This window comes from Pseudomonas sp. MPB03 (assembly GCF_046605385.1).
GTDB classification, from domain to species: domain Bacteria; phylum Pseudomonadota; class Gammaproteobacteria; order Pseudomonadales; family Pseudomonadaceae; genus Aquipseudomonas; species Aquipseudomonas zanjanensis.
On the sequence record NZ_CP176770.1, the window covers coordinates 2,736,129 to 2,762,551 of the forward strand.

Annotated in this window: 22 protein-coding genes; 9 read left to right on the forward strand and 13 right to left on the reverse strand. The window is 61.7% G+C overall.

Translation table 11 applies throughout. The features are described 5' to 3' along the window. Window positions 1-89: 89 nt before the first annotated feature. From ACLH0I_RS12300 to ACLH0I_RS12330, 7 genes are all read right to left on the reverse strand, one after another. Complete coding sequence (locus tag ACLH0I_RS12300) at window positions 90-959, reverse strand: aldose 1-epimerase (RefSeq protein WP_411387206.1); 870 nt, start codon at window positions 957-959, stop codon at window positions 90-92. A 185-nt stretch (window positions 960-1,144) separates the two neighbouring features. Continuing rightward, on the reverse strand, window positions 1,145-2,425 hold the full coding sequence (locus tag ACLH0I_RS12305; protein ID WP_411387207.1) for a TRAP transporter large permease: 1,281 nt from the start codon (window positions 2,423-2,425) through the stop codon (window positions 1,145-1,147). Then, window positions 2,425-2,952: a TRAP transporter small permease gene (locus ACLH0I_RS12310; RefSeq protein ID WP_186640446.1), complete on the reverse strand. Its 528-nt coding sequence runs from the start codon at window positions 2,950-2,952 to the stop codon at window positions 2,425-2,427. The genes ACLH0I_RS12305 and ACLH0I_RS12310 overlap by 1 nt, the downstream gene beginning before the upstream one ends. Before the next feature lie 76 nt (window positions 2,953-3,028). Further along, window positions 3,029-3,997: a TRAP transporter substrate-binding protein gene (locus ACLH0I_RS12315; protein ID WP_411387208.1), complete on the reverse strand. Its 969-nt coding sequence runs from the start codon at window positions 3,995-3,997 to the stop codon at window positions 3,029-3,031. Between the two features lie 56 nt (window positions 3,998-4,053). Beyond that, window positions 4,054-4,959: an SMP-30/gluconolactonase/LRE family protein gene (locus ACLH0I_RS12320; RefSeq protein WP_411387209.1), complete on the reverse strand. Its 906-nt coding sequence runs from the start codon at window positions 4,957-4,959 to the stop codon at window positions 4,054-4,056. A gap of 43 nt (window positions 4,960-5,002) precedes the next feature. Further along, window positions 5,003-5,824, reverse strand: a complete 822-nt coding sequence (locus ACLH0I_RS12325) for an NAD-dependent epimerase/dehydratase family protein (protein ID WP_411387210.1) — start codon at window positions 5,822-5,824, stop codon at window positions 5,003-5,005. Window positions 5,825-5,994: 170 nt separating this feature from the next. Continuing rightward, window positions 5,995-7,182: an OprD family porin gene (locus ACLH0I_RS12330; protein WP_411387493.1), complete on the reverse strand. Its 1,188-nt coding sequence runs from the start codon at window positions 7,180-7,182 to the stop codon at window positions 5,995-5,997. Window positions 7,183-8,089: 907 nt separating this feature from the next. Here ACLH0I_RS12330 and ACLH0I_RS12335 point away from each other — a divergent pair. Beyond that, window positions 8,090-8,434 carry a DUF6124 family protein gene (locus tag ACLH0I_RS12335; protein WP_411387211.1) on the forward strand — a complete coding sequence of 115 codons (345 nt, stop codon included), beginning with the start codon at window positions 8,090-8,092 and terminating at the stop codon, window positions 8,432-8,434. A 230-nt stretch (window positions 8,435-8,664) separates the two neighbouring features. Next, on the forward strand, window positions 8,665-9,285 hold the full coding sequence (locus ACLH0I_RS12340) for a TetR/AcrR family transcriptional regulator (RefSeq protein WP_186706163.1): 621 nt from the start codon (window positions 8,665-8,667) through the stop codon (window positions 9,283-9,285). A gap of 143 nt (window positions 9,286-9,428) precedes the next feature. Here ACLH0I_RS12340 and preA read toward each other — a convergent pair whose 3' ends face one another. The 3 genes from preA to hydA form a co-directional block, all read right to left on the reverse strand. Then, window positions 9,429-10,703, reverse strand: a complete 1,275-nt coding sequence (preA, locus tag ACLH0I_RS12345; RefSeq protein ID WP_411387212.1) for an NAD-dependent dihydropyrimidine dehydrogenase subunit PreA — start codon at window positions 10,701-10,703, stop codon at window positions 9,429-9,431. Then, window positions 10,704-12,071 (reverse strand): NAD(P)-dependent oxidoreductase, encoded by a 1,368-nt coding sequence (locus ACLH0I_RS12350; protein WP_411387213.1) that lies wholly within the window; start codon window positions 12,069-12,071, stop codon window positions 10,704-10,706. Between the two features lie 181 nt (window positions 12,072-12,252). Then, entirely contained in the window at window positions 12,253-13,692 is a 1,440-nt protein-coding gene (gene hydA, locus ACLH0I_RS12355; RefSeq protein ID WP_411387214.1) for a dihydropyrimidinase, read from the reverse strand. Between the two features lie 607 nt (window positions 13,693-14,299). Between hydA and ACLH0I_RS12360 the strand changes: the two genes are divergently transcribed. The 4 genes from ACLH0I_RS12360 to ACLH0I_RS12375 all read left to right on the forward strand — a co-directional run bounded on the left by ACLH0I_RS12360 (window position 14,300) and on the right by ACLH0I_RS12375 (window position 19,274). Then, window positions 14,300-15,784 carry an NCS1 family nucleobase:cation symporter-1 gene (locus ACLH0I_RS12360; RefSeq protein WP_411387215.1) on the forward strand — a complete coding sequence of 495 codons (1,485 nt, stop codon included), beginning with the start codon at window positions 14,300-14,302 and terminating at the stop codon, window positions 15,782-15,784. Window positions 15,785-15,934: 150 nt separating this feature from the next. After that, complete coding sequence (locus tag ACLH0I_RS12365) at window positions 15,935-17,218, forward strand: Zn-dependent hydrolase (RefSeq protein ID WP_411387216.1); 1,284 nt, start codon at window positions 15,935-15,937, stop codon at window positions 17,216-17,218. Between the two features lie 85 nt (window positions 17,219-17,303). After that, window positions 17,304-18,788, forward strand: a complete 1,485-nt coding sequence (locus tag ACLH0I_RS12370) for a helix-turn-helix transcriptional regulator (RefSeq protein ID WP_411387217.1) — start codon at window positions 17,304-17,306, stop codon at window positions 18,786-18,788. A 240-nt stretch (window positions 18,789-19,028) separates the two neighbouring features. Further along, complete coding sequence (locus ACLH0I_RS12375; RefSeq protein ID WP_053185383.1) at window positions 19,029-19,274, forward strand: DUF1652 domain-containing protein; 246 nt, start codon at window positions 19,029-19,031, stop codon at window positions 19,272-19,274. A 181-nt stretch (window positions 19,275-19,455) separates the two neighbouring features. On the opposite strand, the gene ACLH0I_RS12380 is transcribed toward ACLH0I_RS12375, so the two are convergent. Together ACLH0I_RS12380 and ACLH0I_RS12385 are read right to left on the reverse strand one after the other, a co-directional pair. Further along, the gene (locus ACLH0I_RS12380; RefSeq protein WP_207966875.1) at window positions 19,456-20,841 is read right to left on the reverse strand and encodes a sensor histidine kinase; all 1,386 of its coding nucleotides are present in this window, start codon (window positions 20,839-20,841) and stop codon (window positions 19,456-19,458) included. Further along, complete coding sequence (locus tag ACLH0I_RS12385) at window positions 20,819-21,502, reverse strand: response regulator transcription factor (protein WP_053122824.1); 684 nt, start codon at window positions 21,500-21,502, stop codon at window positions 20,819-20,821. The genes ACLH0I_RS12380 and ACLH0I_RS12385 overlap by 23 nt, the downstream gene beginning before the upstream one ends. A gap of 276 nt (window positions 21,503-21,778) precedes the next feature. Between ACLH0I_RS12385 and hcnA the strand changes: the two genes are divergently transcribed. Genes hcnA through hcnC form a run of 3 tightly spaced genes read left to right on the forward strand, consistent with a single transcriptional unit; the run spans window position 21,779 to window position 24,760 of the window. After that, window positions 21,779-22,102 (forward strand): cyanide-forming glycine dehydrogenase subunit HcnA, encoded by a 324-nt coding sequence (gene hcnA / locus ACLH0I_RS12390; protein WP_411387494.1) that lies wholly within the window; start codon window positions 21,779-21,781, stop codon window positions 22,100-22,102. Further along, a complete protein-coding gene (gene hcnB, locus ACLH0I_RS12395; RefSeq protein ID WP_411387218.1) occupies window positions 22,099-23,508 on the forward strand; it encodes a cyanide-forming glycine dehydrogenase subunit HcnB in 1,410 nt (469 codons plus the stop codon). Before hcnA ends, hcnB begins: the two co-directional genes overlap by 4 nt. Beyond that, window positions 23,501-24,760, forward strand: a complete 1,260-nt coding sequence (gene hcnC, locus ACLH0I_RS12400; RefSeq protein WP_250961655.1) for a cyanide-forming glycine dehydrogenase subunit HcnC — start codon at window positions 23,501-23,503, stop codon at window positions 24,758-24,760. Before hcnB ends, hcnC begins: the two co-directional genes overlap by 8 nt. Before the next feature lie 209 nt (window positions 24,761-24,969). On the opposite strand, the gene ACLH0I_RS12405 is transcribed toward hcnC, so the two are convergent. Beyond that, window positions 24,970-26,043, reverse strand: coding sequence for a 3-deoxy-7-phosphoheptulonate synthase (locus ACLH0I_RS12405; protein ID WP_411387219.1), 1,074 nt, complete (start codon window positions 26,041-26,043; stop codon window positions 24,970-24,972). Window positions 26,044-26,423: the final 380 nt, after the last annotated feature.

The window sequence follows — 26,423 nt, forward strand, 5'->3', positions numbered from 1 at the left end:
CACGGCGTCTGCTTCGCAGCCGAGCGGGAGCAAGCTCCCTCGCCACAGGGGGCGATGTGATCCGCCTGACCACAGGGAACGCGTGATGTTTACAACGCTCGGCACTGCATCGAAAACCCCAACGCCACCGATTGCCCTTGCTCAAGCAAACGCAACCCTGGCCGTCCTGGCAGGTGATGGGCATTGACCGGATGACTGACCGGTTCGATGCAGAAGAAATCCAAACCGACTGGACAGTACAGCAGGAAATAATCGCTGCCGCTGGCACGGCATTCCAGTTCATAACCCAGGTCCGGTTGTTGGATCAGGCACTGCCCATCCCAGCCACCGAAGCCGTTGTCGACAAGGGTGTCCGGCAGTAACCGGGACTGCTGGAAATCCCACTCCGAGGGAACGCCCCTCAGTTCCGTTGGCAGTTTCGCGGCGTCGCACATCCAGACTTCGCTGGCACCGGTTTGCAGGCGAGTACCGGTTGTGCGCGGGAAATACGGATGCAAACCCAGCCCGTGCCAGGCGGCCTGTTCGGCCATATGTGTCACATGCAACGCCATTTGCAACTGGCCGCCACTCAAGCGGATCCGCAGGCTGGCGCAATAGGCAAATGGGGTTTGGCTGTCGAGTTGCAACAAGGCTTCCTGGGCGCTGTGCTCAGTCACTTGCCACGGTTGCTGCCAGGCACTGCCATGGATCGGAAACGGATCGTTGGGGCTGTTGGCTTCCAGGGCGAGCCAGCCGCCGGGGCAATCGAAACCGCCTTGGGCGATCCGGTTCGACCACGGGATCAACGGGAAGCAGCCGAGTTTGCCTGGCAGGCCGTTTTCCAGTGCGTGCGGCGCGGGCGGGCGTAGCAGGGGAGCGCCGCTGCTGCGCAATGTCCATTCAACGAGGCTGGCGCCCAGGTGCGGGGCCAGGGTCAGGCGGGTCAGTTCGTCTTCGAGGTAGAGAAGGGGCTGCGTCATGGTGGCCTTGTTTAACAAGGTGAAAGAGCTGTTGTGGCGAGGGGATTTATCCCCGCTGGGCTGCAAAGCAGCCCCAAAACCAGCAATCTCGATCTGTCTGATGTACCGAGATCCAGACCTTAAGGGCCGCTGCGCAGCCCAGCGGGGATAAATCCCCTCGCCACAAGGGGACCTATTGTTTTCTGTTACAACACCAAATGCGGCAACCACAGCGAAATGGCAGGCACGTAGGTCACCAGCATCAACACCACGAACAGCATGGCGTAGAACGGCAGCAGGGCCTTGACCGTGCTTTCGATGCTGACCTTGCCGATGGCGGAACCGACGAACAACACTGCGCCCACCGGTGGCGTGATCAGGCCGATACCCAGGTTCACCAGCATGATCATGCCGAACTGCACCGGGTCCACGCCGATGCCGACGATCACTGGCATCAGGATCGGCGTCAGGATCAGGATCAGCGGCGCCATGTCCATCACGGTCCCCAACAGCAGCAACATCACGTTGATGCACATCAGGATCACGTAGCGGTTGTCCGACAGGGTCAGGAACGCGGTGGTGATCTTCGCCGGGATTTCCATCAGCGTCATGATGTAGCCGAAGCTGGCGGCGAAGCCGATCAGGATCATCACGATGGAGATGGTGCGTACCGTACGGTGCATCAGTTTCGGCAACTCGCTCCACTTGTAGTCGCGATAGATGCACATGGTCACGAAGAACGCCCACACCACGGCGATGGCGGCCGATTCGGTGGCGGTGAACACACCCGAGAGAATGCCGCCAAGGATGATGAACAGGGTCATCATGCCCCACATGGCTTCCTTGCAGATCTTCAGCGCTTGTTTGAGCGGAATGACTTCGCCCTTGGGGTAATTGCGCTTTTTCGCGAAAACCAGGCACAGCGCCATCAGGCAGAGGTTCATCATGATGCCGGGGACGATGCCGGCCATGAACAGCGAACCGATGGAGACGGTGCCGCCGGCGGCGAGCGAATACAGCACCGCGTTATGGCTTGGCGGTGTCAGCAGCGCTTGTACCGAACCACTGACGGTGACGGCGGTGGCGTATTCACGCGGGTAGCCCCGGCGTGTCATTTCCGGGATCAGCACGGAGCCGACCGAGGCGGTATCGGCCACCGAGGAACCGGAGATCGCGCCAAAGAAACTCGAGGCCACGAGGTTGACCAGGGACAGGCCACCGCGCACGAAGCCTACCAGCACACTGGCGAAGGCCACCAAGCGGCGGGACATGCCGCCTTCGGCCATGATCGCACCGGCCAGGACGAAAAAGGGAATGGCCAGCAGCGAGAATTTGTTCACCCCGCCCGTTACCTGGATCATCATGGCCTGGAACGGAATATCGATCCACCACGCCCCGATCAGGGCGGCAGCGCCCAACGCATAGGCGACCGGCATGCCGATCAGGATCAACAGCAAAAAACTGCCCAGCAGAATCAGAGCGTCCATTAAGCGGCACCTTCGTTTTCTTCAACCAGGTCGAACTGCACGACCCGACGCTTGCTTTGATCACCCAGCAAGAGTTTTTCCAGGACAAAAATCAACGTCAGGAAACCACCGATCGGGATCGGCATGTAGGTAATGCCGACGCGCAGGGTGGGGATGGCGCTCATGAATTGATTCCAGGTGGTCATGCACAGCTTGGTGCCCCAGACGGTCATGAAAATGCACACCGCCGCCATCAATAGCTGGGTGAAAACCGAAGCCAAGGTTTGCCAGTGCGGGGGCATGCGGCTGGTGACCATGTCCACGGCCATGTGCGAGCCGGAGCGGTAGCTGGCAGCGGCACCGATGAAGGTAAATACGATCATCAGCAAGATGGCGGTGGGCTCCGGCCAACTTGAGCCAGTACCGAGTACGTAGCGGGCGAACACCCCCCACGGAATCATCAGCGCAACGGCGAGGACAGAAAGGCCGGCCACCCAGATGCAAGTCATGTAAATCGTGTCGTTGATACGCAGCAGCAAATTCTTCATCGGGTTCCACCGTAACCGGGCGCGCCTTTTAACCGCAGGCGCGCCCAGCCTTTTCATGAGTACAGTTTGAGAGACCTTACTTAACGGCTTCGATACGCTTGATCAGGTCGGCGTACGGCGCACCGTATTTGGCCCGGATCGGCGCAGTGGCGTCATAGAAGGGTTTCTTGTCGACGGTGATGAACTCGACGCCGGCGGCCTTGAGTTTTTCTTCACTGGCGGCGGACTTCTTGTCCCACAGCACGCGCTCTTCAGCCTGGGCAGCCTTGGCGGCTTTTTTCACCATGTCCTGCTGCTCTGGGGTGAGCTTGTTCCAGGTGATTTTCGACATCACGATTGGCTCAGGCAGGATCAGGTGGCCGGTCAGGCTGTAGAACTTGGCGTTCTGGAAGTGGTTGTGCTCGAGCATGGTCGGCGGGTTGTTTTCCGCGCCATCGATCACGCCGGTCTGCAAGGCGCTGAAGATCTCGCCGGTGTCCATGGCGATGCCGTTGGCGCCCATGGCGTTGAAAGTCTCGATGAACATCGGGTTGCCTTGGACGCGAATCTTCATGCCCTTGAGGTCTTCGATCTTGCGCACCGGCTTCTTGGTGTAGAGGTTGCGCGTGCCGCCATCCATCCAGGCCAGGGCTACCAGGCCGAACTCGGAGTTGGTGATGCGGTCGAGGATTGCATCGCCGACTTCACCGTCGATGACGGCGCGCATGTGGGCCTGGTCGCGGAAGATGAACGGCATGTTGAAGACGTTCACGTCCGGCACCACAGGGCCGACGATGCCCAGGCTGACGCGGGACATCTGGATCGCGCCGGCTTGCATCTGCTCGATGACTTCTTTTTCAGAGCCCAGTACGCCACCCGGGAAATACTTGAACTTCAATTCGCCGTTGCTCGCCTTTTCCAAGGCTTCGCCCATGGATTGCTCGGCAACCACGGTCGGGTAGCCGGCGGGATGAATGTCGGCGATCTTGAGGGTGAGGGCATTTGCCGCCTGGGCCAGGAAGGCCAGGGGCAAGGCCGCGATCAGAAGTGTGCGTTTGAAATTCATGGTCAATCTCCAGTGTTGTTGTTTTTATGTCTATCGATGTGAAGCGGCAAAGCAGATCAATTCGCGGAGTGTTTCCGTCCTCCGAAAGCAGGTTCAGCCAGGCCCTTGACGCCGGGGTTGAGGGCGAACACGCCACCGGCCAGGGACTGCGGATCGTTGTCGTCGCCCGGACGGATCGAGGTGACGAAGAGGGTGTCCAGCTGGCTGCCGCCAAAGGCGCACATGGTCGGTTTTTTCACCGGCACTTCCAGCGAACGGTCGAGACGTCCGTCCGGGGTGAAACGGTGAATCAGCCCGGCGTCGTTGGCGCAGATCCAGTAGCAACCGTCGGCGTCCACCGCCGCGCCATCCGGGCGGCCGGCCAGGGGCATCATGTCGACGAACAGGCGGCGGTTGGACGGGGTGCCGCTGTCGATGTCGTAGTCGAAGGCCCAGATCTGCTGGATCAGCGGGTGGGAATCGGAGAGGTACATCGTCCGGCCGTCGGGGCTGAAACCTAGCCCGTTGGGCACGATGAACCCGCTCAGTTGCGCCTCCACCGGGCTGCGTTGCCCGGCGTCATAACGGTACATCCGGCCTTCATCGGCGTTGGCGCCCATGTTCAGTACCATGCTGCCGGCCCAGAAACGGCCCTGGCGGTCGCAACGGCCATCGTTGAGGCGCATGTCGGTGCGGCTGTGTTCGACGCTTGCACAGAGTTCGCTGTCCAGGCTGCCGTCGTCATGGGGGTGCAGGCGAAAGAAACCGCTTTCCATACCCGCGATCCAGCCACCGTCCTGGTGGCGGGCAATACAGGCGAGCATCTCGGGGGCTTCCCAGCCTTGGATTTTTCCAGTGCTGGCGTTCCAGCGTTGCAGGCCGCCGTTGGGGATGTTCACCCAGTACAGCGAGTTTTCCTCGGGGACCCACACCGGGCTTTCCCCGACAGCATTGCGTGCATCGACAATCAATTCGGCTTGCATGGTGATTCCTTGGTTCGTTCGTATCCCATGAACAACAGACGAATCAGTCGTCGAACGGGCCGGCTGCGACAAAGGCGCCACCCTGGTAGATCCTGGCCGGATCATCGGCGGCCGGCATCGGCTGCGCTTCGACCTTGTCGCGGAAAATTTCGGACGTGTCCTTGGGCTGGTAGCCCAGGTGCGCGGCGTGGCTGTTGTCCCACCAGACATCGCGGTTGGCGGACACGCCGTAGACCACGGTGTGGCCGACCTTCGGCGTGTAGAGCGAGCATTCGATCAGTTGGGTGAGGTCGTCGAAGCTCAGCCAGGTGCTCATCATCCGGCGGTTCTGCGGCTCCGGGAACGACGAGCCGATGCGGATGCTCACGGTCTCGATGCCGTAGCGATCGAAATAGAAACTGGCCATGTCTTCGCCGTAGGACTTGGACAGGCCGTAGTAGCCATCCGGACGGCGAAGGCAATGGGCGTCGAGGGCCTCGTCCTGCTTGTAGAAGCCGATGACATGGTTGGAGCTGGCGAAAATCACCCGCTTGACGCCGTGCTTGCGCGCCGCTTCATAAATGTGGAACACGCCACTGATGTTGGCGCCAAGGATCTCTTCGAACGGGCGCTCCACCGAGACACCACCGAAATGCAGGATGGCGTCGACGCCTTCCACCAACTGGTGCACGGCCTGTTTATCCGACAGGTCGCAGGGCACCACTTCTTCGCTTTCGTCGATGGCCGGGGCCATGTTGGCGATGTCCGACAGGCGAATGTGGCGGGCGTAAGGCTTGAGGCGTTCGCGCAAGACTTTGCCAAGGCCGCCGGCGGCGCCGGTCAAGAGCAGGCGATTGAAGGGGTGGCGAATCTGTGTCGTGGTCATGGCATTACCTGAGCAAACAGTGAGAGGTACAGTTGTTATAAGTTGTCGTACGACCGAGAGGAAATATCCTTATCCTTCCGCTACCTTGTCAACGTTTGATCGACGAACCGCTCTGGATCGGCGTCCCTGCCGCAGGTTGCCATGGGATGCGCCCATGGCAATATCCCGTGTTACAGCAGCGAGATCGGGTAGTTGAAGATGATTCGGTTTTCGTCGAATTCGTTGGTGCTGAAGTCACGACGAAGCGACGAGTTACGCCATTTCACGTTGAGGCTCTTCAGCACACCGCTCTGCACGGTGTAGGCCAGTTCACTTTCACGGCCCCATTCCTTGCCGTCGTCGACGGTGGCGGTGTGCACGTTGTCGCCGCTGATGTAGCGGTTCATCAGGGTCAGGCCCGGCACGCCGACAGCGGCGAAGTTGAAGTCGTGGCGCACTTGCCAGGATTTTTCCTTGGCGTTGTCGTAGCTGGAGTTGTAACTGTCGTTCGCCAGGGTGCCGCCGCTGGTGCCGTTGACGCGCATCCAGGCGTCGTCGCCGCCGACTTTCTGCAGGCCGACGTAGAAGGTATTGCCGCCGTATTTGGCCGAGAGCATGGCGAACGCGGTTTTGTTGTCCAGGTCGCCGGCCAACGCGCTGCCGTTTTCCTTACCGGTGAAGTAGCCAAGGTTGGCGCCCAAGGTCCAGTCGCCCATGGGCTGGCTGTGGGTCAGGTTGAAATATTGCTGTTGGTAGATGTCGGACAGTTCCGCGTACCAGACGCCGACCTGGGTGCGTTTTTCATTGAAGGCGTATTCGCCGCCACCGAAGTTGAAACGGTCGGAGGTGAACGCGCCGCGGCCGTTCATCGACATGTCTTCCATGCTCGCGTCGTTGCGCGGGCTGTTGCCACGGAACTGGCCGCCGTAGAGGCTCAGGCCGTTGATTTCGGTGGAGGTGACCTGGCCGCCACGGAAAGTCTGGGGCAGGGAACGACCGTCGTCGGAACGCAGGATCGGCAACACCGGCATCCATTCGCCGACCTTCAGCTCAGTCTTCGAGACCTTGGCCTTGAGGGCCACGCCGAGGCGACCGTAATCGTCGGCCGGGCGACCGTCGTCATGAATAGGCAACAAGGACGTGTTCGCAGTACCACGACCGCCGTCGAGCTTGACCGAGTACATCCCCAGCACGTCCACGCCGAAGCCGACGGTGCCTTGGGTGAAACCGGACTTGGCGTCGAGAATGAAGCTCTGGGTCCATTCTTCGGCTTTGCCTTGGGCGTTGTTCGGGTTGGTGAAGTTGCGGTTGATGTAGAAGTTGCGCAGGTTCAACGTGGCCTTGGCGTCATCGACGAAGCCTTCGGCGCTGGCGGTCATCGGCAGAAATGCGGCAAGGCTGCTGCAACCGAGCAGGACCAGGGCGGGGCTGGAGCTCAGAAGGGTACGGCGGTTTGGACGATGGTTGGGCGAAAAACGGACACGTGTGCTCACTATGGCGCTCCCTACTTTTTTGTTGTTTTTATTTGTCATACGTCGTCGTACAACATGGCGGTGATTATTTGGAAGCGGCTGCTCGTTGTCAACTGGCCATTATCGGAATTATCCAACTGGGGTGTGCTTCAAAATGAGGCAGTGCAATGGCTGTCGCTGGCGCAGGCCAGGAACGAAAGCGGTGGCACCGAGTGGATACGGGGTTTGAGAATAGCGGTGAGGGGGCTTGGTTGTGCGATGACTGGTCTAAGACATTAGTCGAATGTAGGCGACCGGAAGGCTGAAGCGGGCTCTTGTGGCGAGGGAGCTTGCTCCCGCTGGACTGCGAAGCAGGCCCCGGTTTTTTGTTTCAACGCAGAAATTTTTGGGGCGGCTTCGCCACCCAGCGGGAGCAAGCTCCCTCGCCACAGAGGTGTGTTGTGAACCCTGTTTCCAGTCCAAACAGGCCTGTGTTTATCCAGACGTAGGATTGTTCGGGATTGGGCTACGTTGTCTTGCGCCGTTGCCTACAACTGCGCCAGAATCCGCCGGCTTGTGCGCCTTGGGCCAGGGTTTTATCGTTTCCGGGTCGCTGATTGAATCAGCGATCGGGTTTGGTAGCCCTGGTGTCGGTGCATAGCGTCATCTCTTGCAAGTGCGATCATGCACTTCGCTTTTTGGTGGCCATGCGCAGGGCCTCTTCGGAGGCGCCGGCTCCGATGCCCGGTCTACCAACCTTCGTATGGCCGCCACCCTAATTCGTTTGGTAGCGAAAGGGTGTTGGCTCCCTTTTAAATGCATCGGAGCTTCAACCATGTTCAAAGTAACCCCCAACCCACCGGATACAGATCCATCCAACTCAAAAGCGTTCGACGAAGCCGCCGACCGCATCCTCGACTCCTACCTCAAGCCCAAACCCAGCAAACCCGAGGCCGATCCCGGCCAACTGTTCACCGTGGTCAAAGGCGTCGACACCGAAACCCTGCTCGCCAACCTCAGCGAAAACCTGGCCTCGGCCAACGCCATGGTCAATGACCTGGCCTTCGACCTGAAAGGCTCGAGGCGCCACATTGCCCTGGGCATCCAGCAACTGATCGAACTGAGCGCAATGCTGGCGAACCGCGCGCTGGATAACGTCGAACCCCGCCAGTCGACATAACGCAAAACCCGCTTTTGTGGCGAGGGAGCTTGCTCCCGCTGGGCTGCGCAGCAGCCCCAAAATGGACTGACGCGGTTTTCCAGGGATAGCGCGCCAGCCGGTTTTACGACTGCTGCGCAGCCGAGCGGGAGCAAGCTCCCTCGCCACAAAAGCTTTCCCACAAGCGGCATCGGTGTTTTCAAGAGTGGGTGAATGCTAGTCTTGACCAACGCTGTTGCCAGGGAGCCCTCATGGGCAATCACAAGATCGAGATTCGTCGCAGTAACGTCGAGAAAATCCTGTTGGCCGCCGAGAAGGTCTTCGCCGAGAAAGGTTTTGGCAGCACCGCCATGGCCGACATCGCCGCCGAAGTGCAGTTGCCGCGTTCCAACCTGCATTACTACTTCAGCACCAAGAGCGAACTGTACAGCGCCGTGCTGTTCGACCTGCTGGAAGTCTGGAAACAGGACGCCTTGTGCTTCGAAATGTTCGACGACCCGCGGGTGGTGCTCAGCAGTTACATCCGCGCCAAGATGAACCACTCCCGCAGCCGGCCCTACGGCTCTAAAGTCTGGGCCAACGAAATCATCCACGGCGCCCCGACCCTGGGCGAAGCGCTGGACGCCAGCCTCTATGACTGGGCCAAGATGAAGGAAGCGAAAATTCGCCAGTGGGTGGAGGATAAACGCATCCTGCCGGTGGAGCCTTCAAGCCTGCTCTACATGATCTGGGCTTCGACCCAGCACTACGCCGACTTCGATCATCAGATCAATATTCTCAATGACCATCAAGCGCTGTCGGACATGCAGTTCGAGCGGGCGGTGCAGACGGTGACCAGTGTGATATTGCGGGGGATTGGGTTGGAGCCTTGAGGCTTTGTGCTGGGGCTGATGGCCTCATCGCGAGCAAGCTCGCTCCCACAGGGATCGGTGGTGAACACAAAATTTGTGTTCACCATAAATTCAATGTGGGAGCGAGCTTGCTCGCGATGGCGCCCGTCCAGACACCGCAGTCCTCAAGCCGTTACATGGTAGGGATTCCTCGGATCATGATTCCAATCCAAAAACGGCTTGCCGGTGTCCACCGTCACCATTTCGATGCAGTCCTGCACCGGGCAGGTGATCTGGCACAGGTTGCAGCCCACGCATTCCTCATCGATCACCTCATACACACGGGTGCCGTCCGCCTGCTTGAGGCTGGCGATGGCCTGGTGCGAGGTGTCTTCGCAGGCGATGTGGCAGCGCCCGCAACCGATGCACGCTTGCTGGTCGATCTTGGCGATGACCTGGTAGTTGATGTCCAGGTACTTCCAGTCGGTGGTGTTGCCCACCGCACGGCCGGAGAACGCTTGCAGGTTGGCGTGGCCCTGGCTGTCCATCCAACGTGACAGGCCGTCCTTCATCTCTTCGACGATGCGAAACCCATGCAGCATCGCCGCCGTGCAGACCTGCACCGCGCCGCTGCCCAGGGCAATGAATTCGGCAGCGTCGCGCCAGCTGCCGATGCCGCCGATGCCGCAGATGGGCAGGCCGTGGGTCTGCGGGTCGCGGGCAATTTCAGCGACCATGTTCAGCGCAATGGGCTTGACCGCCGAGCCGCAGTAACCGCCGTGGGTGCTCTGGCTGCCGACGCTGGGCAGGGCGACCATGCGGTCCAGGTCGACGCTGGTGATGGAGTTGATGGTGTTGATCAACGACACCGCATCCGCCCCGCCGCGATGGGCCGCGCGGGCGGCGACGCGGATGTCGGTGATGTTCGGTGTGAGCTTGACGATGACTGGCAGCGAGCAATAAGTCTTGCACCAGCGGGTCACTTGCTCGACGTACTCCGGCACCTGGCCGACCGCCGCGCCCATGCCCCGTTCCGGCATGCCGTGGGGGCAACCGAAGTTCAACTCGATGCCGTCGGCGCCGGTGGCTTCCACCAGGGGCAGGATGTTCTTCCAGGACTCTTCGACGCAGGGCACCATCAGCGACACGATCAACGCCCGATCCGGCCAGTCCTTTTTCACCTGGGTGATTTCCCGCAGGTTGATCTCCAGGGAACGGTCGGTGATCAGCTCGATGTTGTTGATGCCCAAGACCTCCCGATTGGCGCCGTAGTGGGCCGAATAGCGCGAGGACACATTCACCGCCGCCGGGTCCTCACCGAGGGTTTTCCAGACCACGCCACCCCAGCCGGCCTCGAAGGCGCGGACGACGTTGTAGGCCTTGTCGGTGGGTGGCGCGGAGGCCAGCCAGAACGGGTTGGGGGCTTTGATGCCGGCGAAGACAATCGACAGATCGGCCATTTACGCAGCCTCCACGTTAAGCATCAGTTGAGCGTTGATCGCCTCGGCGGCGAGTTTGCCGTGCTGCACGGCCTGCACGGTGAGGTCCTGGTCGAGGCTGGTGCAATCGCCACCGGCGTAGACCCCGGGAACGCTGGTGCGCAGGTGTTCGTCCACCAGGATCCGCCCGTCCTGGCGCTTGAGTTCCCGAGCCAGCGGGTCCACCAGCGCGTTGTCGTCGAAGGCCTGGCCGATGGCTTTGAAGATGGCGTCGGCGGGCAGGTCGAAGGTCTCGGCGCCGATGACCAGTCGGCCGTTTTCCAGGTGGGTACGGGAAAAGCGCATGCCGCGCACCTGCCCGGCGTCATCGAGCAACACCTGTTGCGGTTGGGCCCAGGTCAGCAGGCGCACCTGGTTGGCCTTGGCGATGTCTTGTTCATGCAAGGTCGCGCCCATGTCTTCAAGGCCACGACGGTAGACCAGGTTGACGTCCCGGGCGCCGAGGCGAGCCATTTGCACGGCCATGTCGATGGCGGTGTTGCCGGCGCCGAGGACGATGCAACGGTCGGCCAGGGGCAACTGACTGAGGTCATCGGCTTGGCGCAGTTCGCGAATGTACTCGGTGGCGGCCAGCAGCCCCGGGGCTTGTTCGTCGCTCAGGCCCAGTTGTTTGCTGGCGGCCAGGCCGAGGCCGAGGAACACCGCGTCGAATTGCTGGTGCAGGTCGCTCAGGCTCAGGTGCTCGCCGAGCTTCTGGCCGTGGCGGATTTCGATGCCGCCAATCTCCAGCAGGAAGTCCAGCTCCCGTTGGGCGTAATCGTCCACCAGTTTGTACTTGGCGATCCCGTATTCGTTGAGGCCGCCGGCTTTGTCCCGGGCTTCGAAAATCACCACGTCATGGCCGTGCATCGCACTGCGGTGCGCACACGACAACCCCGCGGGCCCGGCGCCAACCACGGCGATGCGCTTGCCGGTGGCGGCGGCCCGTTGGAACGGGTGCGCGCTGAAGTGGGCGTTGTCCACTGCGTAGCGTTGCAACGAGCCGATCAATACCGGGGCGCATTCATGGGCGTTGTTGCGCACGCAGGCCTGTTGGCACAGGACCTCGGTGGGGCAAACCCGGGCGCAACTGCCGCCGAGGATATTGGCCGAGAGAATTGTCTGCGCCGCGCCTTGGACGTTGTCTTGGTGGATGTTGCGAATGAACGAAGGAATATCGATCTCGCTCGGACAGGCGTTCACACAAGGTGCGTCGTAGCAATACAGGCAGCGGGACGCCTCCAGGTGGGCCTGGCGCGCGTTGAGGGGCGGCGCCAGGTCGCTGAAGCGGGCGGCGAGGGTGGCCGGGTCTTCCTGGGAATGGGGGAGATGACTCAAGGGCTGGATCATGGAATGGGCCTCACGGTGTTTGAGGTGCTGCCTCTGGTGGGCAGTGTATTTTTGGTGTTTGGGCTGGCCTCATCGCGAGCGAGCTCGCTCCCACACTGGATTTTGGGTGAATGCAAAATCCACGTTCACAGCAGATCCCCTGTGGGAGCGAGCTTGCTCGCGATAGGCTGCAGGCCTGGGTTCAACGCTCCACGGCAACCGGCTTGTTCAACTCAGCCCGCTTGCTCAGCAAATCGAACACCGCCGGATACGCCGGCCGTTCGATGTAGCGCCCCGCGCCGCGCTCGGCCCGCAGGTCGCCGTCGGCCCACACCAGCCGACCCTGGCTGATGGTGTGGCTGGGCACGCCGCGTACGGTCTTGCCTTCGAAGATGTTGAAGTCCACTTGCTGGTGGTGGGTCTTGGCGGAAATCGTGCGGCTGCCCTGGGGATCCCAGAGCACCAGGTCGGCGTCGGCACCGACGCGGATCGCGCCCTTGCGTGGGTAGAGGTTGAAGATTTTCGCGGTGTTGGTGGAGGTGAGGGCGACGAAGTCCTGCATCGACAATTTGCCGCTGTTGACCCCCTCGTCCCAGAGCACCGCCATGCGGTCTTCGATCCCGGCGGTGCCGTTGGGGATCTTGCTGAAGTCGTCACGTCCGGCGGCTTTCTGTTCGGCACAGAAGCAGCAATGGTCGGTGGCGGTGGTGTGCAGGTTGCCGGACTGCAGGCCACGCCAGAGTGCTTCCTGATGCCCCCGTGGGCGGAAGGGTGGACTCATCACGTAGCCGGCGGCGGTCTGCCAGTCCGGGTGGCGATAAACGCTGTCGTCCAGCAGCAAGTGCCCGGCCAGGACTTCACCGTAGACCGGCTGGCCCTTGCTGCGGGCGTAGGTGATTTCGTCCAGGGCTTCCTGGGTGGACACGTGCACCAGGTACAGCGGCGTGCCCAGGGTTTCGGCGATGCGGATGGCGCGGCTCGCGGCTTCGCCTTCCACTTGCGAGGGTCGCGACAGTGGGTGGGCTTCGGGGCCGGTGATGCCTTGGGCCAGCAGCTTGCGTTGCAGGTGATAGACCAGTTCGCCGTTCTCGGCATGCACGGTGGGCACCGCGCCCAATTCCAGGCAACGCTCGAAGCTCGCCACCAAGGTGTCATCGGCGGCCATGATCGCGTTCTTGTAGGCCATGAAATGCTTGAAGCTGTTCACGCCGTGATGGCTGACCAGCTCGGCCATTTCTTCGCGGACCTGTTCGCTCCACCAGGTGATTGCCACGTGGAAGCCGTAGTCGCTGGCGCTTTTCTCGGCCCAGCCGCGCCATTGATGAAAGGCTTCCATCAGTGACTGCTGGGGGTTGGGAATCACGAAGTCGATGATCGAGGTGGTGCCCCCGGCGAGGCCCGCCGCCGTGCCGCTGAAGAAATCTTCACTGGCGACCGTGCCCATGAACGGCAATTGCATATGGGTATGGGGATCAATGCCGCCGGGCATCAGGTATTGACCGCTGCCATCGAGCACTTCGACAGCCGCCGGAACATCCAGGTTGTCACCAATGGCCTGGATCACGCCGTCGGCGCAAAACACATCGGCGCGATAACTTTCATCATGGGTAATAACGGTGGCGCCACGGATCAACAGAGACATTCCGAATTCCTCGCAGGCATGACCGACTGTTGTCGGTTCTTTATGTTTTATCCATCACGGTGGGTAAAGTCGTGCCGGTTTATATTCTTGTCACGACTGTCAGGATTAGACGCTAGCTGGAGTTATTGAAATGAGCAAGATTATTTTTTATAAGCTTATGTGTTAATTAACTCATTGAAATTTAAGGGTTAACTTAAATAATCACCAAAATGGTGAGCCTGCTCACCATTTTGACGCACTTGACAGGATCGTTATTTGAGCGAGATTTGTCATGGTAAATCAGCGGCTTGAAAGTGTTGGAAGTGCGGGCCAGACACCTCGCGTTGTTTCGGGGTGCACCACTTTGAATCTCCCACTCGACAGGGCGTGAAGGTCATCTAGCCTCTATGTCGACAAGCCGGCAGTGGAACAAGGTATTCACTTGGCTTTAAAACGTTAAACATCAAAAGGTTGAAAGGGTTATATCGATCGTCCGGTCAGCTCGACGCCTTATTCGGCACGGTTATTGAGTGCTGTCGTGGCTTGGCGGGACGGTGGATAGCACGCGTGCAAGTACTCCGGCCATCGCCAGTCGATGAGCAAAAATAATGAAAACAGTGGAGCGGACATGACCAGATCAACAGTGACCGAGCGCGACGGACTATTCGAGCTTGAAGCCGGCAGCGACGTCCTCGACAGCCCCCGTTATAACCACGACATCGCGCCGACCAAGGTGCACGAGCGAACCTGGAACAAATGGCACATCACCGCACTGTGGGTGGGCATGGCGATCTGCGTGCCGACCTATACCCTCGGCGGCGTGCTCACCGCTTATTTCGGTTTGACGGTGGGCGAGGCGCTGCTGGCGATCCTGTTCGCCAACATCATTGTGCTGATCCCCCTGACCCTGAACGCCTTCGCCGGGACCAAGTACGGCATTCCGTTTCCGGTGCTGTTGCGCTCGTCCTTCGGCGTGATTGGCTCCAACGTGCCGTGCCTGATCCGCGCCCTGGTGGCGTGCGGTTGGTTCGGCATCCAGACGATGTTCGGCGGGTTGGCGATCCACTTGTTTCTCGGCTCGGTGTTCGAAGGCTGGAAGAGCCTGGGCGGCACCGGCGAAGTGATCGGCTTCATGGTGTTCTGGGTCATCAACCTGTGGGTGGTGTTGCGCGGTGCCGAGTCGATCAAGTGGCTGGAAACCTTGTCTGCGCCATTGCTGGTACTGGTGGGGGTGGGGCTGTTGGTGTGGGCGTTGCCCAATGTCTCGTTGACTGAACTGATGGCGGTTCCGGCCAAGCGTCCCGAAGGTGCCGGGGTGACGAGCTATTTTCTTGCCGGGCTGACGGCCATGGTCGGCTTCTGGGCCACCCTGTCGTTGAACATTCCGGACTTCAGTCGATATGCCAAGAGCCAGAAAGACCAGATCGTCGGGCAGATCATCGGCCTGCCGTTGACCATGTTCCTGTTCGCCTCCCTCGGTGTGGTCATGACCGCCGCCTCGGAGAAATTGGTGGGGGTGACCGTCTCCGACCCGGTGACGTTGATCGGGCACATCCAGAGCCCGGTGTGGGTGGCGCTGGCCATGGTGCTGATCATCGTCGCCACGCTCTCGACCAACACCGCCGCCAACATCGTCTCGCCCACCAACGATTTCCAGAACCTGGCGCCGAAACTGATCGGCCGCACCAAGGCGGTGATGCTCACCGGATTGGTGGGGTTGGCGCTGATGGCCCATGAGCTGTTGAAGAAACTCGGCCTGATCGTGTCCGAGGTCAGCCTCGAGTCGGTCTATTCCAATTGGCTGCTGGGCTATTCGAGCCTGCTGGGGCCGATTGCCGGGATCATGGTGGTGGATTATTTCCTGATCAAGAAACAGCAACTGGACCTGGCCGGGTTGTACCGCGACGACGTTTACCCTGCCTGGAACTGGAACGGCTTCATCGCCTTTGGCGTGCCGGTGGTGCTGACGCTGCTGTCCCTGGGCAGCGATGCGTTCAGTTGGTTCTACAGCTATGGCTGGTTCACCGGCTCGGCGCTGGGTGGGGTGATTTATTACGGGTTGTGCAGCATGCAAGGGGCCAGCCCGGCGGTCGCCAAATCACCTCTGCAATAGCAGATGAATGCGGTGCCTGTGGGAGCGGGCTTGCTCGCGAATGCGGTGCGTCAATCAACATCAATGCTGACTGATACACCGCATTCGCGAGCAAGCCCGCTCCCACACTGGACCGCGTCGAAATGAGATAACTGCCTGAAGGAGATCCCCATGAACGCAGCCCTCGACGTCCTGCAATCCACCCATCAGCACATCAACCGCGACCGCCTGTGGCAATCGCTCATGGACCTGGCCCAGCTCGGCGCCACGGTCAAGGGCGGCGTGTGCCGGCTGGCCCTGACCGACCTTGACCGCCAAGCTCGCGACCTGTTCGTGCAATGGACCCAGGCGGCGGGCTGCACCGTCAGCATCGATGGGGTGGGCAATATCTTCGCCCGCCGCCCGGGGCGCAATCCGAACCTGCCACCGGTGATGACCGGCAGCCACATCGACACCCAACCCACCGGCGGCAAGTTCGATGGCTGCTTTGGCGTGCTATCCGGGCTGGAAGTGCTGCGCACCCTCAATGACCTGAACATTGAAACCGAAGCACCGTTGGAGGTGGTGGTCTGGACCAACGAAGAAGGCTCGCGCTTCGCCCCGTGCATGATGGGCTCCGGGGTGTTCGCCGAGAAATTCACCCTCGAAGAAACCCTCGCCAAGACCGACGCCGAAGGCATCAGTGTGGGCCAGGCGCTCAACGCCATCGGCTATGCCGGCCCGCGCAAGGTCAGCGGGCATCCGGTGGGGGCGTACTTCGAGGCGCACATCGAGCAGGGGCCGATCCTCGAGGATGAGGGCACGACCATCGGCGTGGTGATGGGTGCCCTGGGGCAGAAGTGGTTCGACCTGACCTTGCGTGGTGTCGAGGCCCACGCTGGCCCGACCCCGATGCACCTGCGCAAGGACGCCCTGGTGGGCGCCTCGCTCATCGTCGGCGCCGTCAACCGCGCCGCCCTCGGCCATCAACCCCATGCCTGCGGCACGGTCGGTTGCCTGCAAGCCTATCCGGGGTCGCGTAACGTCATTCCCGGCGAGGTGCGCATGACCCTGGATTTCCGTCACCTGGAACCGGCGCGCCTGGATTCGATGATCGCCGAGGTCAAGCAGGTGATCGAAGACACCTGCCGGCAACACGGCCTGACCTTCGATTTGAAACCCACCGCCGACTTCCCGCCGCTGTATTTCGACCAAGGCTGCGTCGACGCCGTCCGCAGTGCTGCCCAAGGGCTGGGCCTATCCCACCTGGACATCGTCAGCGGTGCCGGCCATGACGCGATCTTCCTTGCCGAACTGGGCCCGGCCGGAATGATCTTCGTGCCCTGCGAAGGTGGCATCAGCCACAACGAAATCGAAAACGCCGCCCCGGACGACCTCGCCGCCGGTTGCGCAGTGCTGCTGCGAGCGATGCTGGCCGCCTCCCAGGCGATTGCCGAAGGACGCATGGCGGCGTGAGGGGGCCGATGCACTATTGCAAAGCCATGTGGTCGTAACTTTCAGCGCATCCATGCTTGAAACCTACTGACCACATGGAGACCCAATGAATCAGCAAGTCCCGACCACCGATACCAACCGTCGTCAATTGCTGCAGATCATTGCCGGGCTGTCCGACGGGGTGATGTTGATCGAGGTCGACCAGACCATTGCCTGGGCCAACGCCGCAGCGTTGGCCATGCACGGCGTCGAGGACCTCAATGAGCTGGGCACCACGGCCCGGCAATACGCCCGGCGTTTTCAGTTGCGTTACCGCAACAACCATCCGTTGACCGACGACAACTACCCCATCGCCCGGGTGGCCCGTGGCGATGAGTTCAGCGATGTGCTGGTGGAGGTTACGCCCAAGGCCGACCCGGATCGCACCTGGGTGCATCGGATTCGCAGCATGGTGCTGGCCGACCGTAATGGTGAGCCGGAACTGCTCGTGCTGATCCTCAGCGATGCCACCGAATGGGCCAGCGCCGAGCAGCGTTTCGAAAAGACCTTCGGGGCCAACCCGGCGCCGGCGGTGATCTGTCGTCTCAGCGACCTGCGCTACATCAAGGTCAACCCGGGGTTCCTGGAGATGACCGGCTATAGCCGCGACCAGGTGATCGGGCGTTCGGTGTACGAACTGGATGTGCTCGAAGCCGCCGAGAAGCGTGACCTGGCCATCGAGCGCCTGGGGCAGGGCGCGACCATTCCGCAAATGCAGGCTGAGTTGAAGTTGCCCGATGGCACCAGCAAGCAGGTGATCGTCGCCGGCCAGCCCCTGGACCTGCATGACGAAGACTGCATGCTGTTTTCCTTCATGGACATGGAGCCGCGCCGCAAGGCAGAGACGGCGTTGCGCCAGAGCGAGGAGCGCTTTGCCAAGTCGTTCCGCCTGTCACCCGTGCCCACGCTGGTGTGCAGCGCCGAACAACAGCTGCTGGAGATCAACGAAGCGTTTCTCCAGACCACTGGCTACGCCAGCGAAGAGCTGTTGGGCAAAACCGTGGAGGAAATCGGCTTCCTCGACAAGGCCGCCAGCGTCGCGCTGTTTGCCCGGCTGGAAAAGGCCGCCGCTGTCTCGAGCATCGACGTCAAGGTGCACAAGAAAGGCGGCGAACTGATCGATTGTGAGGTCGCTGCCGACACGGTGCTCATCCAGGACAAGCCCTGCTACTTGCTGGTGCTGATGAACATCACCGAACGCAAGCGCTCGGAACTGGAACTGGTGGCGGCGATCGAGGAGGTGATGAAGGACGCGTCCTGGTTCAGCCGGACCCTGATTGAAAAGCTGGCCAACGTGAAGAGCATCAATGCCCAAGTGCCCAGCGCATCCTTCACCGAGCTGACGGCCCGTGAGCGTGATGTGCTGGGGCTCATTTGTGAGGGGCTGGCCGACAAGGAAATCGCCGCGCGCCTGAAGCTTGCGCCTAATACGGTGCGCAATCATGTGGCTACACTGTATTCGAAACTGGATGTCCATAGCCGCAGCGAGGCGATTGTCTGGGCGCGGGAGCGGGGTTTGTTCGCCAATGAATGGCGAATGAAGGCACCATGATAGCCAGTGCAAATGCACCGGGTGTGCTGGTGCAAATTCAGGTTTTGCAAGGGGGGGCTGTTCCTTAGGCTGTGAGTGTGCGACATCCTCCGTGATGCCGCGTCCCCCACGAAACACTCAAGGAATACTCCTCAATGTGCTATGAACGAACCCCATACGTGAGCGACAGGATGTCTATGCGGACCAGGAGGTCGGAGCTGTCTACCGTTCATTTGCGCCCCCGGGGCTGAGGTGCATCGTATGACCCATCTGGCCCCCTTGCGTGCCCGCCTTGAAGAAAGCTTTACGCCCTTGGCCTGCGAATGCAGCCTCAATGGCGATGGCACCCTCACCGTGCGCCTGTATCACCGTGAAAGCGGTGAGGTGGACCTGGTGGTAAGCGGCATGAGTGTCGACAGCGTCCGCTCGGAAGAGAGCATCGCCAAGTTGATCGATGAGCTGCGCTACGAGCTGCAAAACACCCCGCCGCATCGCAGTGAGCCCTGATAACTAAAGATTTGGCACACCACACCCAGTGGCGAGGGAGCTTGCTCCCGCTGGGCCGCGCAGCGGCCCCAATATCTGTCGGATGCACACGCAAGCCAAACCCTATCCATCGGTTTTGCGACTGCTTCGCAGCCGAGCGGGAGCAAGCTCCCTCGCCACAGGGGCTGCTCCAGCCCTGTGTTTACAACAACGTCGCCCGGCAATCGAGCACCAACCGCGCGCCGCCGTGCTCGCTGCTGCCCACTTCCAACGTGAACCCATGCAGATTGACGATCGCCGCGACGATCGACAAACCCAGGCCGAATCCGCCGTGCTGGCTACTGCCCTCGGCGCGATAGAAACGGCGAAACACGGCCTTGCGCTCGGCCTCGGGGATGCCCGGGCCGGAGTCGAGCACTTCGATGCGCGTGCTGTCGCCCTGATCGACTCCGCGCAGGATCACGGTGCCCCCCGGCGGAGTGAACTTGATGGAATTGCTCAACAGGTTCGACACAGCCTCGAACAGCAAGGCCCGGTCGCCGTTGAGCAGGGGCAGGGCGTCGGGCGCCTCCAGGATGAAGGTCAGTTCGCCTTCCTCGGCCAGGGGCAGGTAAAAATCATGGAGTTCTTGCAGTAGCTGCAACGGATCGAGGCGCACGAAGCCCGAGCGCCGCTGCTGGTCCTCCAGTTCGGAAATCCTCAACAAACCGCGAAACCGCGCCATCAGGGTGTCGGTCTCGGCGAGCACCTGGTCCATCTGCAAAGCCTCGGCGGAGCCGTCCGGTGCTTGCTGCTGGATGCGATAAAGTTGGGCGCGCAGGCGCGTCAACGGGGTGCGCAGGTCATGGGCGATGTTGTCGCATACACCCTTGACCTCGTTCATCAAGCGTTCGATGCGTTCGAGCATGGCATTGACGATCGCCGCCAGCATGTCCAGCTCATCGCGCCGGCTCGACAATGGCAGGCGATGGGTCAGGTCGCCGGCGACGATGGCTTCGGCGCTGGCCTGCAACTGGCGAATCCGCCGCAGCGGTCGGCGGCGCAACAGGTGCCAACCCGCGATGCCCGGCAGGATCGTCAGCGATACCCCCCAGAACAACGCGTGCAAGATGATCCGCGTCACGGCGAACAGCGAGCCGTTGTCCCGGGCCAGGACCAGCCAGCGACCGTCCTGGGTCCGGGTCGCCACCGCGTCGCAGCTGTCGGAAGGCACGCCCGGTTGATCGGAGTCGACGCAGCCACCGAGCATGTGGATCTTGCCGTCCAGCGGCAGGTCGGCGGGCACCCGCTGGATCGGTCCGCTCAAATGGCGCAATTGCGGATCGAACAGCCCGTAGGCATCGACGCCGCGCTCGTCCAGCGTCAGGCTGGCCATGAGCGCGTCTTCCAGTTGGTCGCCGTGGATCCGCGCGAACAGGTGTTGGCGTTGCATCAGGGAGTGCTTGGCCAGGCTGTCGAGGTAGCCAAACACTTCGTAATACATGACTCCCATCAGGATCGCGCTCCAGATCACGAACAGCGAACTGTACAGCGCCAGCAGACGGCTGCTGGAGGAGCGCCAGCCCTTAGCGGGGTTCAGCAATGACATAGCCGGAACCCCGTACCGTGCGAATCAGCGGTTCCAGGCCCGGCGGGTCGATTTTCTTGCGCAGGCGGCCGATGTGGACGTCGATCAGGTTGGTGCCGGGGTCGAAGTGATAACCCCAGACTTCCTCGAAGATCATCATGCGCGAGAGAATCTGGCCGCTGTTGCGCATCAGGAATTCCAGCAGCTTGTATTCGGTGGGCAGCAGGCTGAGCAGTTGTCCGTTGCGGCTGGCTTCGCGGCTGATCAGGTTCAGCTCAAGGTCGGCCACCCGCAGCGCGGTTTCCGGCTCGCGGGTGCCATTGTTGCGCCGCAGCAGCACTTCGACCCTGGCGGCCATTTCATCGGTGGCGAACGGCTTGGTCAGGTAATCGTCGCCGCCGGCCCGCAGGCCACGCACGCGTTCGTCCACATCGGAGAGGGCGCTGATCATCAGGATCGGCGTGGCCACGCCCATGGTGCGCAGGGTGGTGACAATCACCAGGCCATCGAGTTCGGGCAGCATGCGGTCGAGGGTGATGAGGTCGTAGTCGCCGCTGACTGCCCGTTCCAGGCCTTCGCGACCGTTGTCGACCCAATCGACATCCAGGCCGTTGCGGGTCAGCTCGGCAACGATTTCACGAGCGGTCACGGCGTCGTCTTCGATGGTCAGGATGCGGTTCATGGGCGGTACCCTGTAGAGAAATTGGAGCGATTGCGCAGCATTCTGCCAAAAATCAGCTGTCGGCTTCCTGAAAAAAAGTTCATGGACCGGCACACCGATTCGCTGGCCTGGATCAACACTTGGTCACAAATAATCCCTAACATGAATTTCGTGCGCACTATCATGTCGCGTCTGTTGCCCCGCTTCGGTGCGCTGTTGCCGGGTGCCGACGCGAACCGGTGAATGTGTGCCGCAAGGAGCCGAAACTTCACTGAACCTTCAAGGAAGAGCAGCATGATGCAACCTCAAGACGTTCTACGCCGAACATTCGATATCCAGCCGTTGACCCGCGCCGACATGACGGTGCGCCTGGACGGGCAAGTCGTCAACGCCGCCCGCGGGGAAACCGTCCTTACCGTCATCCAGTCCCTGGGGCAACGCCAGGTCGCCCGCAACGACCACGACCAGGTCAGCGGCGCCTACTGCGGCATGGGTGTGTGCCAGTGCTGCCTGGTCAAGATCGACGGTCGCCACAAGCGCCGTGCCTGCCAGACCCTGGTGCGCCCTGGCATGCAGATCGAAACCCGGGTCAACCGCATCACCGAGACGGAGGCGCCATGAGCCTGGATCCGGTGATTGTCGGCGGTGGGCCGGCGGGCATGGCAACGGCCATCGAGCTGGCCTCCCACGGGGTTCGTTGCACACTGCTCGAAGAAGCGCCGCGCCTCGGTGGCGTCGTGTATCGCGGGCCGCTGCGCGATGGCGTCAGCCTCGACTACCTGGGGTCGCGCTACAGTGACGCCCTGGAGAAACTCCACGGTGAATTCCAGCAACACGCCGCCTTGATCGACGTGCGATTAAGCAGCCGGGTCATCGGCGCCGAAGGCTTCCGGGCGCTGATGCTGCTGGGTGCCGACGAGCGTCTGGGGGAGGTCGTTTATTCCCATTTGGTCCTGGCGGCCGGTTGTCATGAACGCAGCGTGCCGTTTCCTGGCTGGACGTTGCCGGGGGTGATGATGCTTGGCGGCCTGCAATTGCAGATCAAGAGCGGCGTGGTCAGGCCGCCAAGCCCGGTGGTGATCGCCGGCACCGGCCCGTTGCTGCCGCTGGTAGCCTGCCAACTGCACGCTGCGGGCGTGGCGGTGGCGGGGGTCTTCGAAGCCTGCGCGTTCGGCCGGATCGCCAAGGAAAGCCTGGCGTTGCTGAACAAGCCGCAGCTGTTCCTCGATGGCCTGAGCATGTTGGCCTACCTCAAGCTCAATCGCATTCCCGTGCGCTATGGCTGGGGCGTGGTACAGGCTGACGGCGAGGGCGAGTTGAGCCACGTCACCGTTGCGCCTTACTCCACGACCTGGGAACCCGACCTCAAACGCGTCGAACAGGTGCCGGCCCAGACCCTGGCGGTCGGCTACGGCTTTATCCCGCGGACTCAATTGAGCCAGCAGATGGGCCTGGAGCACGGTTTCAGCGAGGACGGCTATTTGCGGGCGGTGTCCGATGCCTGGCAGCAAAGCAGCGAAGCGCACATTCACCTGGCCGGCGACATGGGCGGGATTCGTGGCGGTGAAGCGGCCATGCTCAGTGGGCGCATCGCAGCGCTGTCGATCCTGATGCAACGCAACGTACTCGATCCGTCCGAGGCCCTGGCCCAACGGGAACGCTACCAGGCGCAATTGCAGCGGATCATTCGCTTTCGCGCCGCCGTGGATCGCTACACCCAGCGTGGCGCCGGACAAACCGCCTTGCCGGCCGCCGACACGGTGATCTGCCGCTGCGAACACGCCACCCGCGCCGACATCGACCGGGCGCTGGCGCAAGGCGTGCAGGACATGGCCAACCTGAAGATGCGCACCCGCGTGAGCATGGGCGATTGCCAGGGGCGAATGTGCGTTGGCTATTGCAGCGACCGCTTGCGCGAAGCCACCGGTCGCACCGACGTCGGTTGGCTGAGGCCACGTTTTCCCATCGATCCGATTCCCTTTTCAGCGTTCCAGAACGTCGCCACGGAGGCCGTTTCCCATGATTAAGGACTATGACGTAGTTATCGCCGGAGGTGGTGTGATCGGGGCTTCGTGCGCCTATCAACTGTCCAAGCGCAAACACCTGAAGATCGCCTTGATCGACGCCAAGCGCCCCGGCAACGCGACCCGCGCTTCGGCGGGTGGGCTGTGGGCCATCGGTGAGTCGGTGGGCCTGGGATGCGGGGTGATCTTCTTTCGCATGATGTCGGCCAACCGCAAGCGCCAGACCCAGGGCGCCGCTGTGGCGGTGGATGCCAGCACCCCGCACATCCTGCCCCAGTCGTTCTTCGATTTCGCCTTGCAGTCCAACGCAATGTATCCGCAGTTGCACCGCGAATTGATCGACCGTCACGGCATGGATTTCAAGTTCGAGGAGACCGGGCTCAAGTTCGTGATCTACGACGAAGAAGACCGTTCGTACGCTGAGCACATCGTCGCCTGCATTCCCCACCTGGCCGACCAGGTGCGCTGGCTCGACCAGGCGGCCCTGCGCGCGGCAGAGCCGAATGTCAGCCATGAGGCCCTGGGCGCGCTGGAATTTCTCTGCGATCACCAGGTCAGTCCGTTTCGCCTGGCCGACGCCTACACCGAAGGCGCCCGGCAGAACGGCGTCGACCTGTTCTTCAACACCCATGTGACCGAGGTGCTGCGCAACGGCACGCGGGTGACCGGGGTGCAAACCGCCGAGGCGGGGACGTTCAACTGCCGAACCCTGATCAACGCCGCCGGTGCCTGGGCCGCGGACCTGAGCGAGCAGGCCACTGGCGTGCGGATTCCGGTCAAGCCGGTCAAGGGCCAGATCCTGCTGACCGAGCGCATGCCGAAAATCCTCAACGGCTGCCTGACCACCAGCGACTGCTATGTGGCGCAGAAAGACAACGGCGAAATCCTGATTGGCAGCACCACGGAAGACAAAGGCTTCGACGTGACCACGACATATCCGGAGATCGAAGGGCTGGTGCAAGGCGCGGTGCGCTGTATCCCGCAGTTGATCGACATCAATCTGAAACGAACCTGGGCCGGCCTGCGTCCGGGTTCGCCCGATGAGTTGCCGATCTTGGGGCCGATGCGCGGAGTGGCGGGCTACCTCAACGCCTGCGGGCATTTTCGCACCGGCATCCTGACCTCGGCCATCACCGGGGTGCTGCTGGATAAACTGGTGAACAACGAACCCCTGCCACTGGACATCACGCCGTTCCTGGCGGATCGCTTCGAAGTGGCGCCGACGGTAAAGCCCAGGGAAGTGGAGCTGGCCTGAGCAATCGCTGCACATAGCCAGCAGCACCCGGGGACAAAAACTGTGGGAGCGAGCCTGCTCGCGATGGCGTCGTATCAGTCAACATCAATGTCGCCTGACATACCGCTATCGCGAGCAAGCTCGCTCCCACAGGGGGGGCGGTGGTGTACCTGAAATCCTGGTACACCGCAGAGTCCTGTGGGAGCGAGCTTGCTCGCGATGGCGTCAGGTCAGTCAGTGCCTATATGCAGCTTGCGATGAGCCTCACGCAATAGCTGCTCGGTGGACTCCCAGCCCAGGCAACCATCGGTGACCGAGACGCCGTAGCGCATCGATGGGCCCAGCGGCTGGCAGCCTTCGAACAGGTGGCTTTCGAGCATCATGCCGATCAGTGAACGGTTCCCTTGCAGTCGTTGTTCCAGCACGTCATTGAACACCTGGGGCTGGCGCAACGGGTCTTTGCCGCTGTTGGCGTGGCTGCAATCCACCATGATGCGCGCCGGTATTTTCAGGCGGGTCAGGTCGTGGTGTATCTGCGTGACGCTCTGGCGGTCATAGTTCGGCCCACGATGGCCGCCGCGCAGCACCAGGTGGGTGTCGGGGTTGCCCGGCGTCTGGATGATCGCCGGATGCCCCTGGCTGTCGACGCCGAAATGCCGATGGGGGTGGGCGGCAGAGCGCATGGCGTCGCAGGCGATGCCGACTCCGCCGTCCGTGCCGTTCTTGAACCCTACCGGCATGCCCAGGCCGCTGGCCATTTCCCGGTGGATCTGCGATTCGGTGGTGCGCGCGCCAATGGCGACCCAACTGAGCAGGTCATCGAAGTAATGGGCGGCCATGGGTTGCAGCAGTTCGGTGGCGACGGGCAGGCCCAACTGGAGTACGTCGCGCATCAGCGCCCGGGACAAGGTCAGGCCGGCGGCCATGTCATCGCTGCCGTCCAGGCCAGGGTCGTAGGCCAGGCCTTTCCAACCGACGGTCGTGCGGGGCTTTTCCACGTAGGCGCGCATGACCAGTAGCATGCTGTCGCTCACTTCGTGGGCCAGGCGAGCCAGGTTGGCGGCGTATTCGAGGGCGGATTTCGGATCGTGGATCGAGCAGGGGCCGACGATGACCAGCAGGCGGGCATCTTCACCGTCGAGGATCGCGCGGATGGCCTGGCGATGGGCGCTCACTTGGTGGCTCAACGCGGTGCTGAGCGGCAATTGCTGCTTGAGTTGCAACGAGCTGGGCAGACGCAGGGTCAGGGCTTCGTTGGCAGGATTGAGCGTGGACAGCGGCAAAGCGGAGACGGACGAATTCATGATTTGGCTTCCTGGACGGGTGGCGGGTTCGTTCCCGCGCGCCGGTCCTAGTGGGGTGTTCGACAATTGGCCGTATGGGCCCGCAATTGAGGCTTGCCACCGGTAGGTGACCGATCGGAGGCGGCAGGCTGTCCCGAACGGTGGCTGGTAAATCGCCAGGCGGAAAAACTGTCGTAACGGTAATAAGTGGCGTAGTTCATGGTTCAATCCTCAAGTTGTCTGGTTCTGAAAATGTTTGGAGCCGAAAAAACAAAACCCCCGGTCGGGAGGCCGACCGGGGGTTTGGAAAACTCTGGAAGGCGACCCGTTTAAAGTGGGCGCCGGTTGGGTATCAGGCGCGCCAGTGGCTAAACCAATACCCAAAATAAAAGCTGACCGGA

Bases quoted from the DNA above. Each gene is read 5' to 3' on its own strand.
- ACLH0I_RS12325 (WP_411387210.1), bottom strand. From the start codon at position 5,824: ATGACCACGACACAGATTCGCCACCCCTTCAATCGCCTGCTCTTGACC.
- ACLH0I_RS12340 (WP_186706163.1), top strand. From the start codon at position 8,665: ATGGGCAATCACAAGATCGAGATTCGTCGCAGTAACGTCGAGAAAATC.
- preA (WP_411387212.1), bottom strand. From the start codon at position 10,703: ATGGCCGATCTGTCGATTGTCTTCGCCGGCATCAAAGCCCCCAACCCG.
- hcnC (WP_250961655.1), top strand. From the start codon at position 23,501: ATGATTAAGGACTATGACGTAGTTATCGCCGGAGGTGGTGTGATCGGG.
- ACLH0I_RS12335 (WP_411387211.1), top strand. From the start codon at position 8,090: ATGTTCAAAGTAACCCCCAACCCACCGGATACAGATCCATCCAACTCA.
- hcnA (WP_411387494.1), top strand. From the start codon at position 21,779: ATGCAACCTCAAGACGTTCTACGCCGAACATTCGATATCCAGCCGTTG.
- ACLH0I_RS12350 (WP_411387213.1), bottom strand. From the start codon at position 12,071: ATGATCCAGCCCTTGAGTCATCTCCCCCATTCCCAGGAAGACCCGGCC.
- ACLH0I_RS12360 (WP_411387215.1), top strand. From the start codon at position 14,300: ATGACCAGATCAACAGTGACCGAGCGCGACGGACTATTCGAGCTTGAA.
- ACLH0I_RS12320 (WP_411387209.1), bottom strand. From the start codon at position 4,959: ATGCAAGCCGAATTGATTGTCGATGCACGCAATGCTGTCGGGGAAAGC.
- hydA (WP_411387214.1), bottom strand. From the start codon at position 13,692: ATGTCTCTGTTGATCCGTGGCGCCACCGTTATTACCCATGATGAAAGT.
- ACLH0I_RS12330 (WP_411387493.1), bottom strand. From the start codon at position 7,182: ATGACCGCCAGCGCCGAAGGCTTCGTCGATGACGCCAAGGCCACGTTG.
- ACLH0I_RS12385 (WP_053122824.1), bottom strand. From the start codon at position 21,502: ATGAACCGCATCCTGACCATCGAAGACGACGCCGTGACCGCTCGTGAA.
- ACLH0I_RS12370 (WP_411387217.1), top strand. From the start codon at position 17,304: ATGAATCAGCAAGTCCCGACCACCGATACCAACCGTCGTCAATTGCTG.
- hcnB (WP_411387218.1), top strand. From the start codon at position 22,099: ATGAGCCTGGATCCGGTGATTGTCGGCGGTGGGCCGGCGGGCATGGCA.
- ACLH0I_RS12315 (WP_411387208.1), bottom strand. From the start codon at position 3,997: ATGAATTTCAAACGCACACTTCTGATCGCGGCCTTGCCCCTGGCCTTC.
- ACLH0I_RS12405 (WP_411387219.1), bottom strand. From the start codon at position 26,043: ATGAATTCGTCCGTCTCCGCTTTGCCGCTGTCCACGCTCAATCCTGCC.
- ACLH0I_RS12365 (WP_411387216.1), top strand. From the start codon at position 15,935: ATGAACGCAGCCCTCGACGTCCTGCAATCCACCCATCAGCACATCAAC.
- ACLH0I_RS12380 (WP_207966875.1), bottom strand. From the start codon at position 20,841: ATGTCATTGCTGAACCCCGCTAAGGGCTGGCGCTCCTCCAGCAGCCGT.
- ACLH0I_RS12305 (WP_411387207.1), bottom strand. From the start codon at position 2,425: ATGGACGCTCTGATTCTGCTGGGCAGTTTTTTGCTGTTGATCCTGATC.
- ACLH0I_RS12310 (WP_186640446.1), bottom strand. From the start codon at position 2,952: ATGAAGAATTTGCTGCTGCGTATCAACGACACGATTTACATGACTTGC.
- ACLH0I_RS12375 (WP_053185383.1), top strand. From the start codon at position 19,029: ATGACCCATCTGGCCCCCTTGCGTGCCCGCCTTGAAGAAAGCTTTACG.
- ACLH0I_RS12300 (WP_411387206.1), bottom strand. From the start codon at position 959: ATGACGCAGCCCCTTCTCTACCTCGAAGACGAACTGACCCGCCTGACC.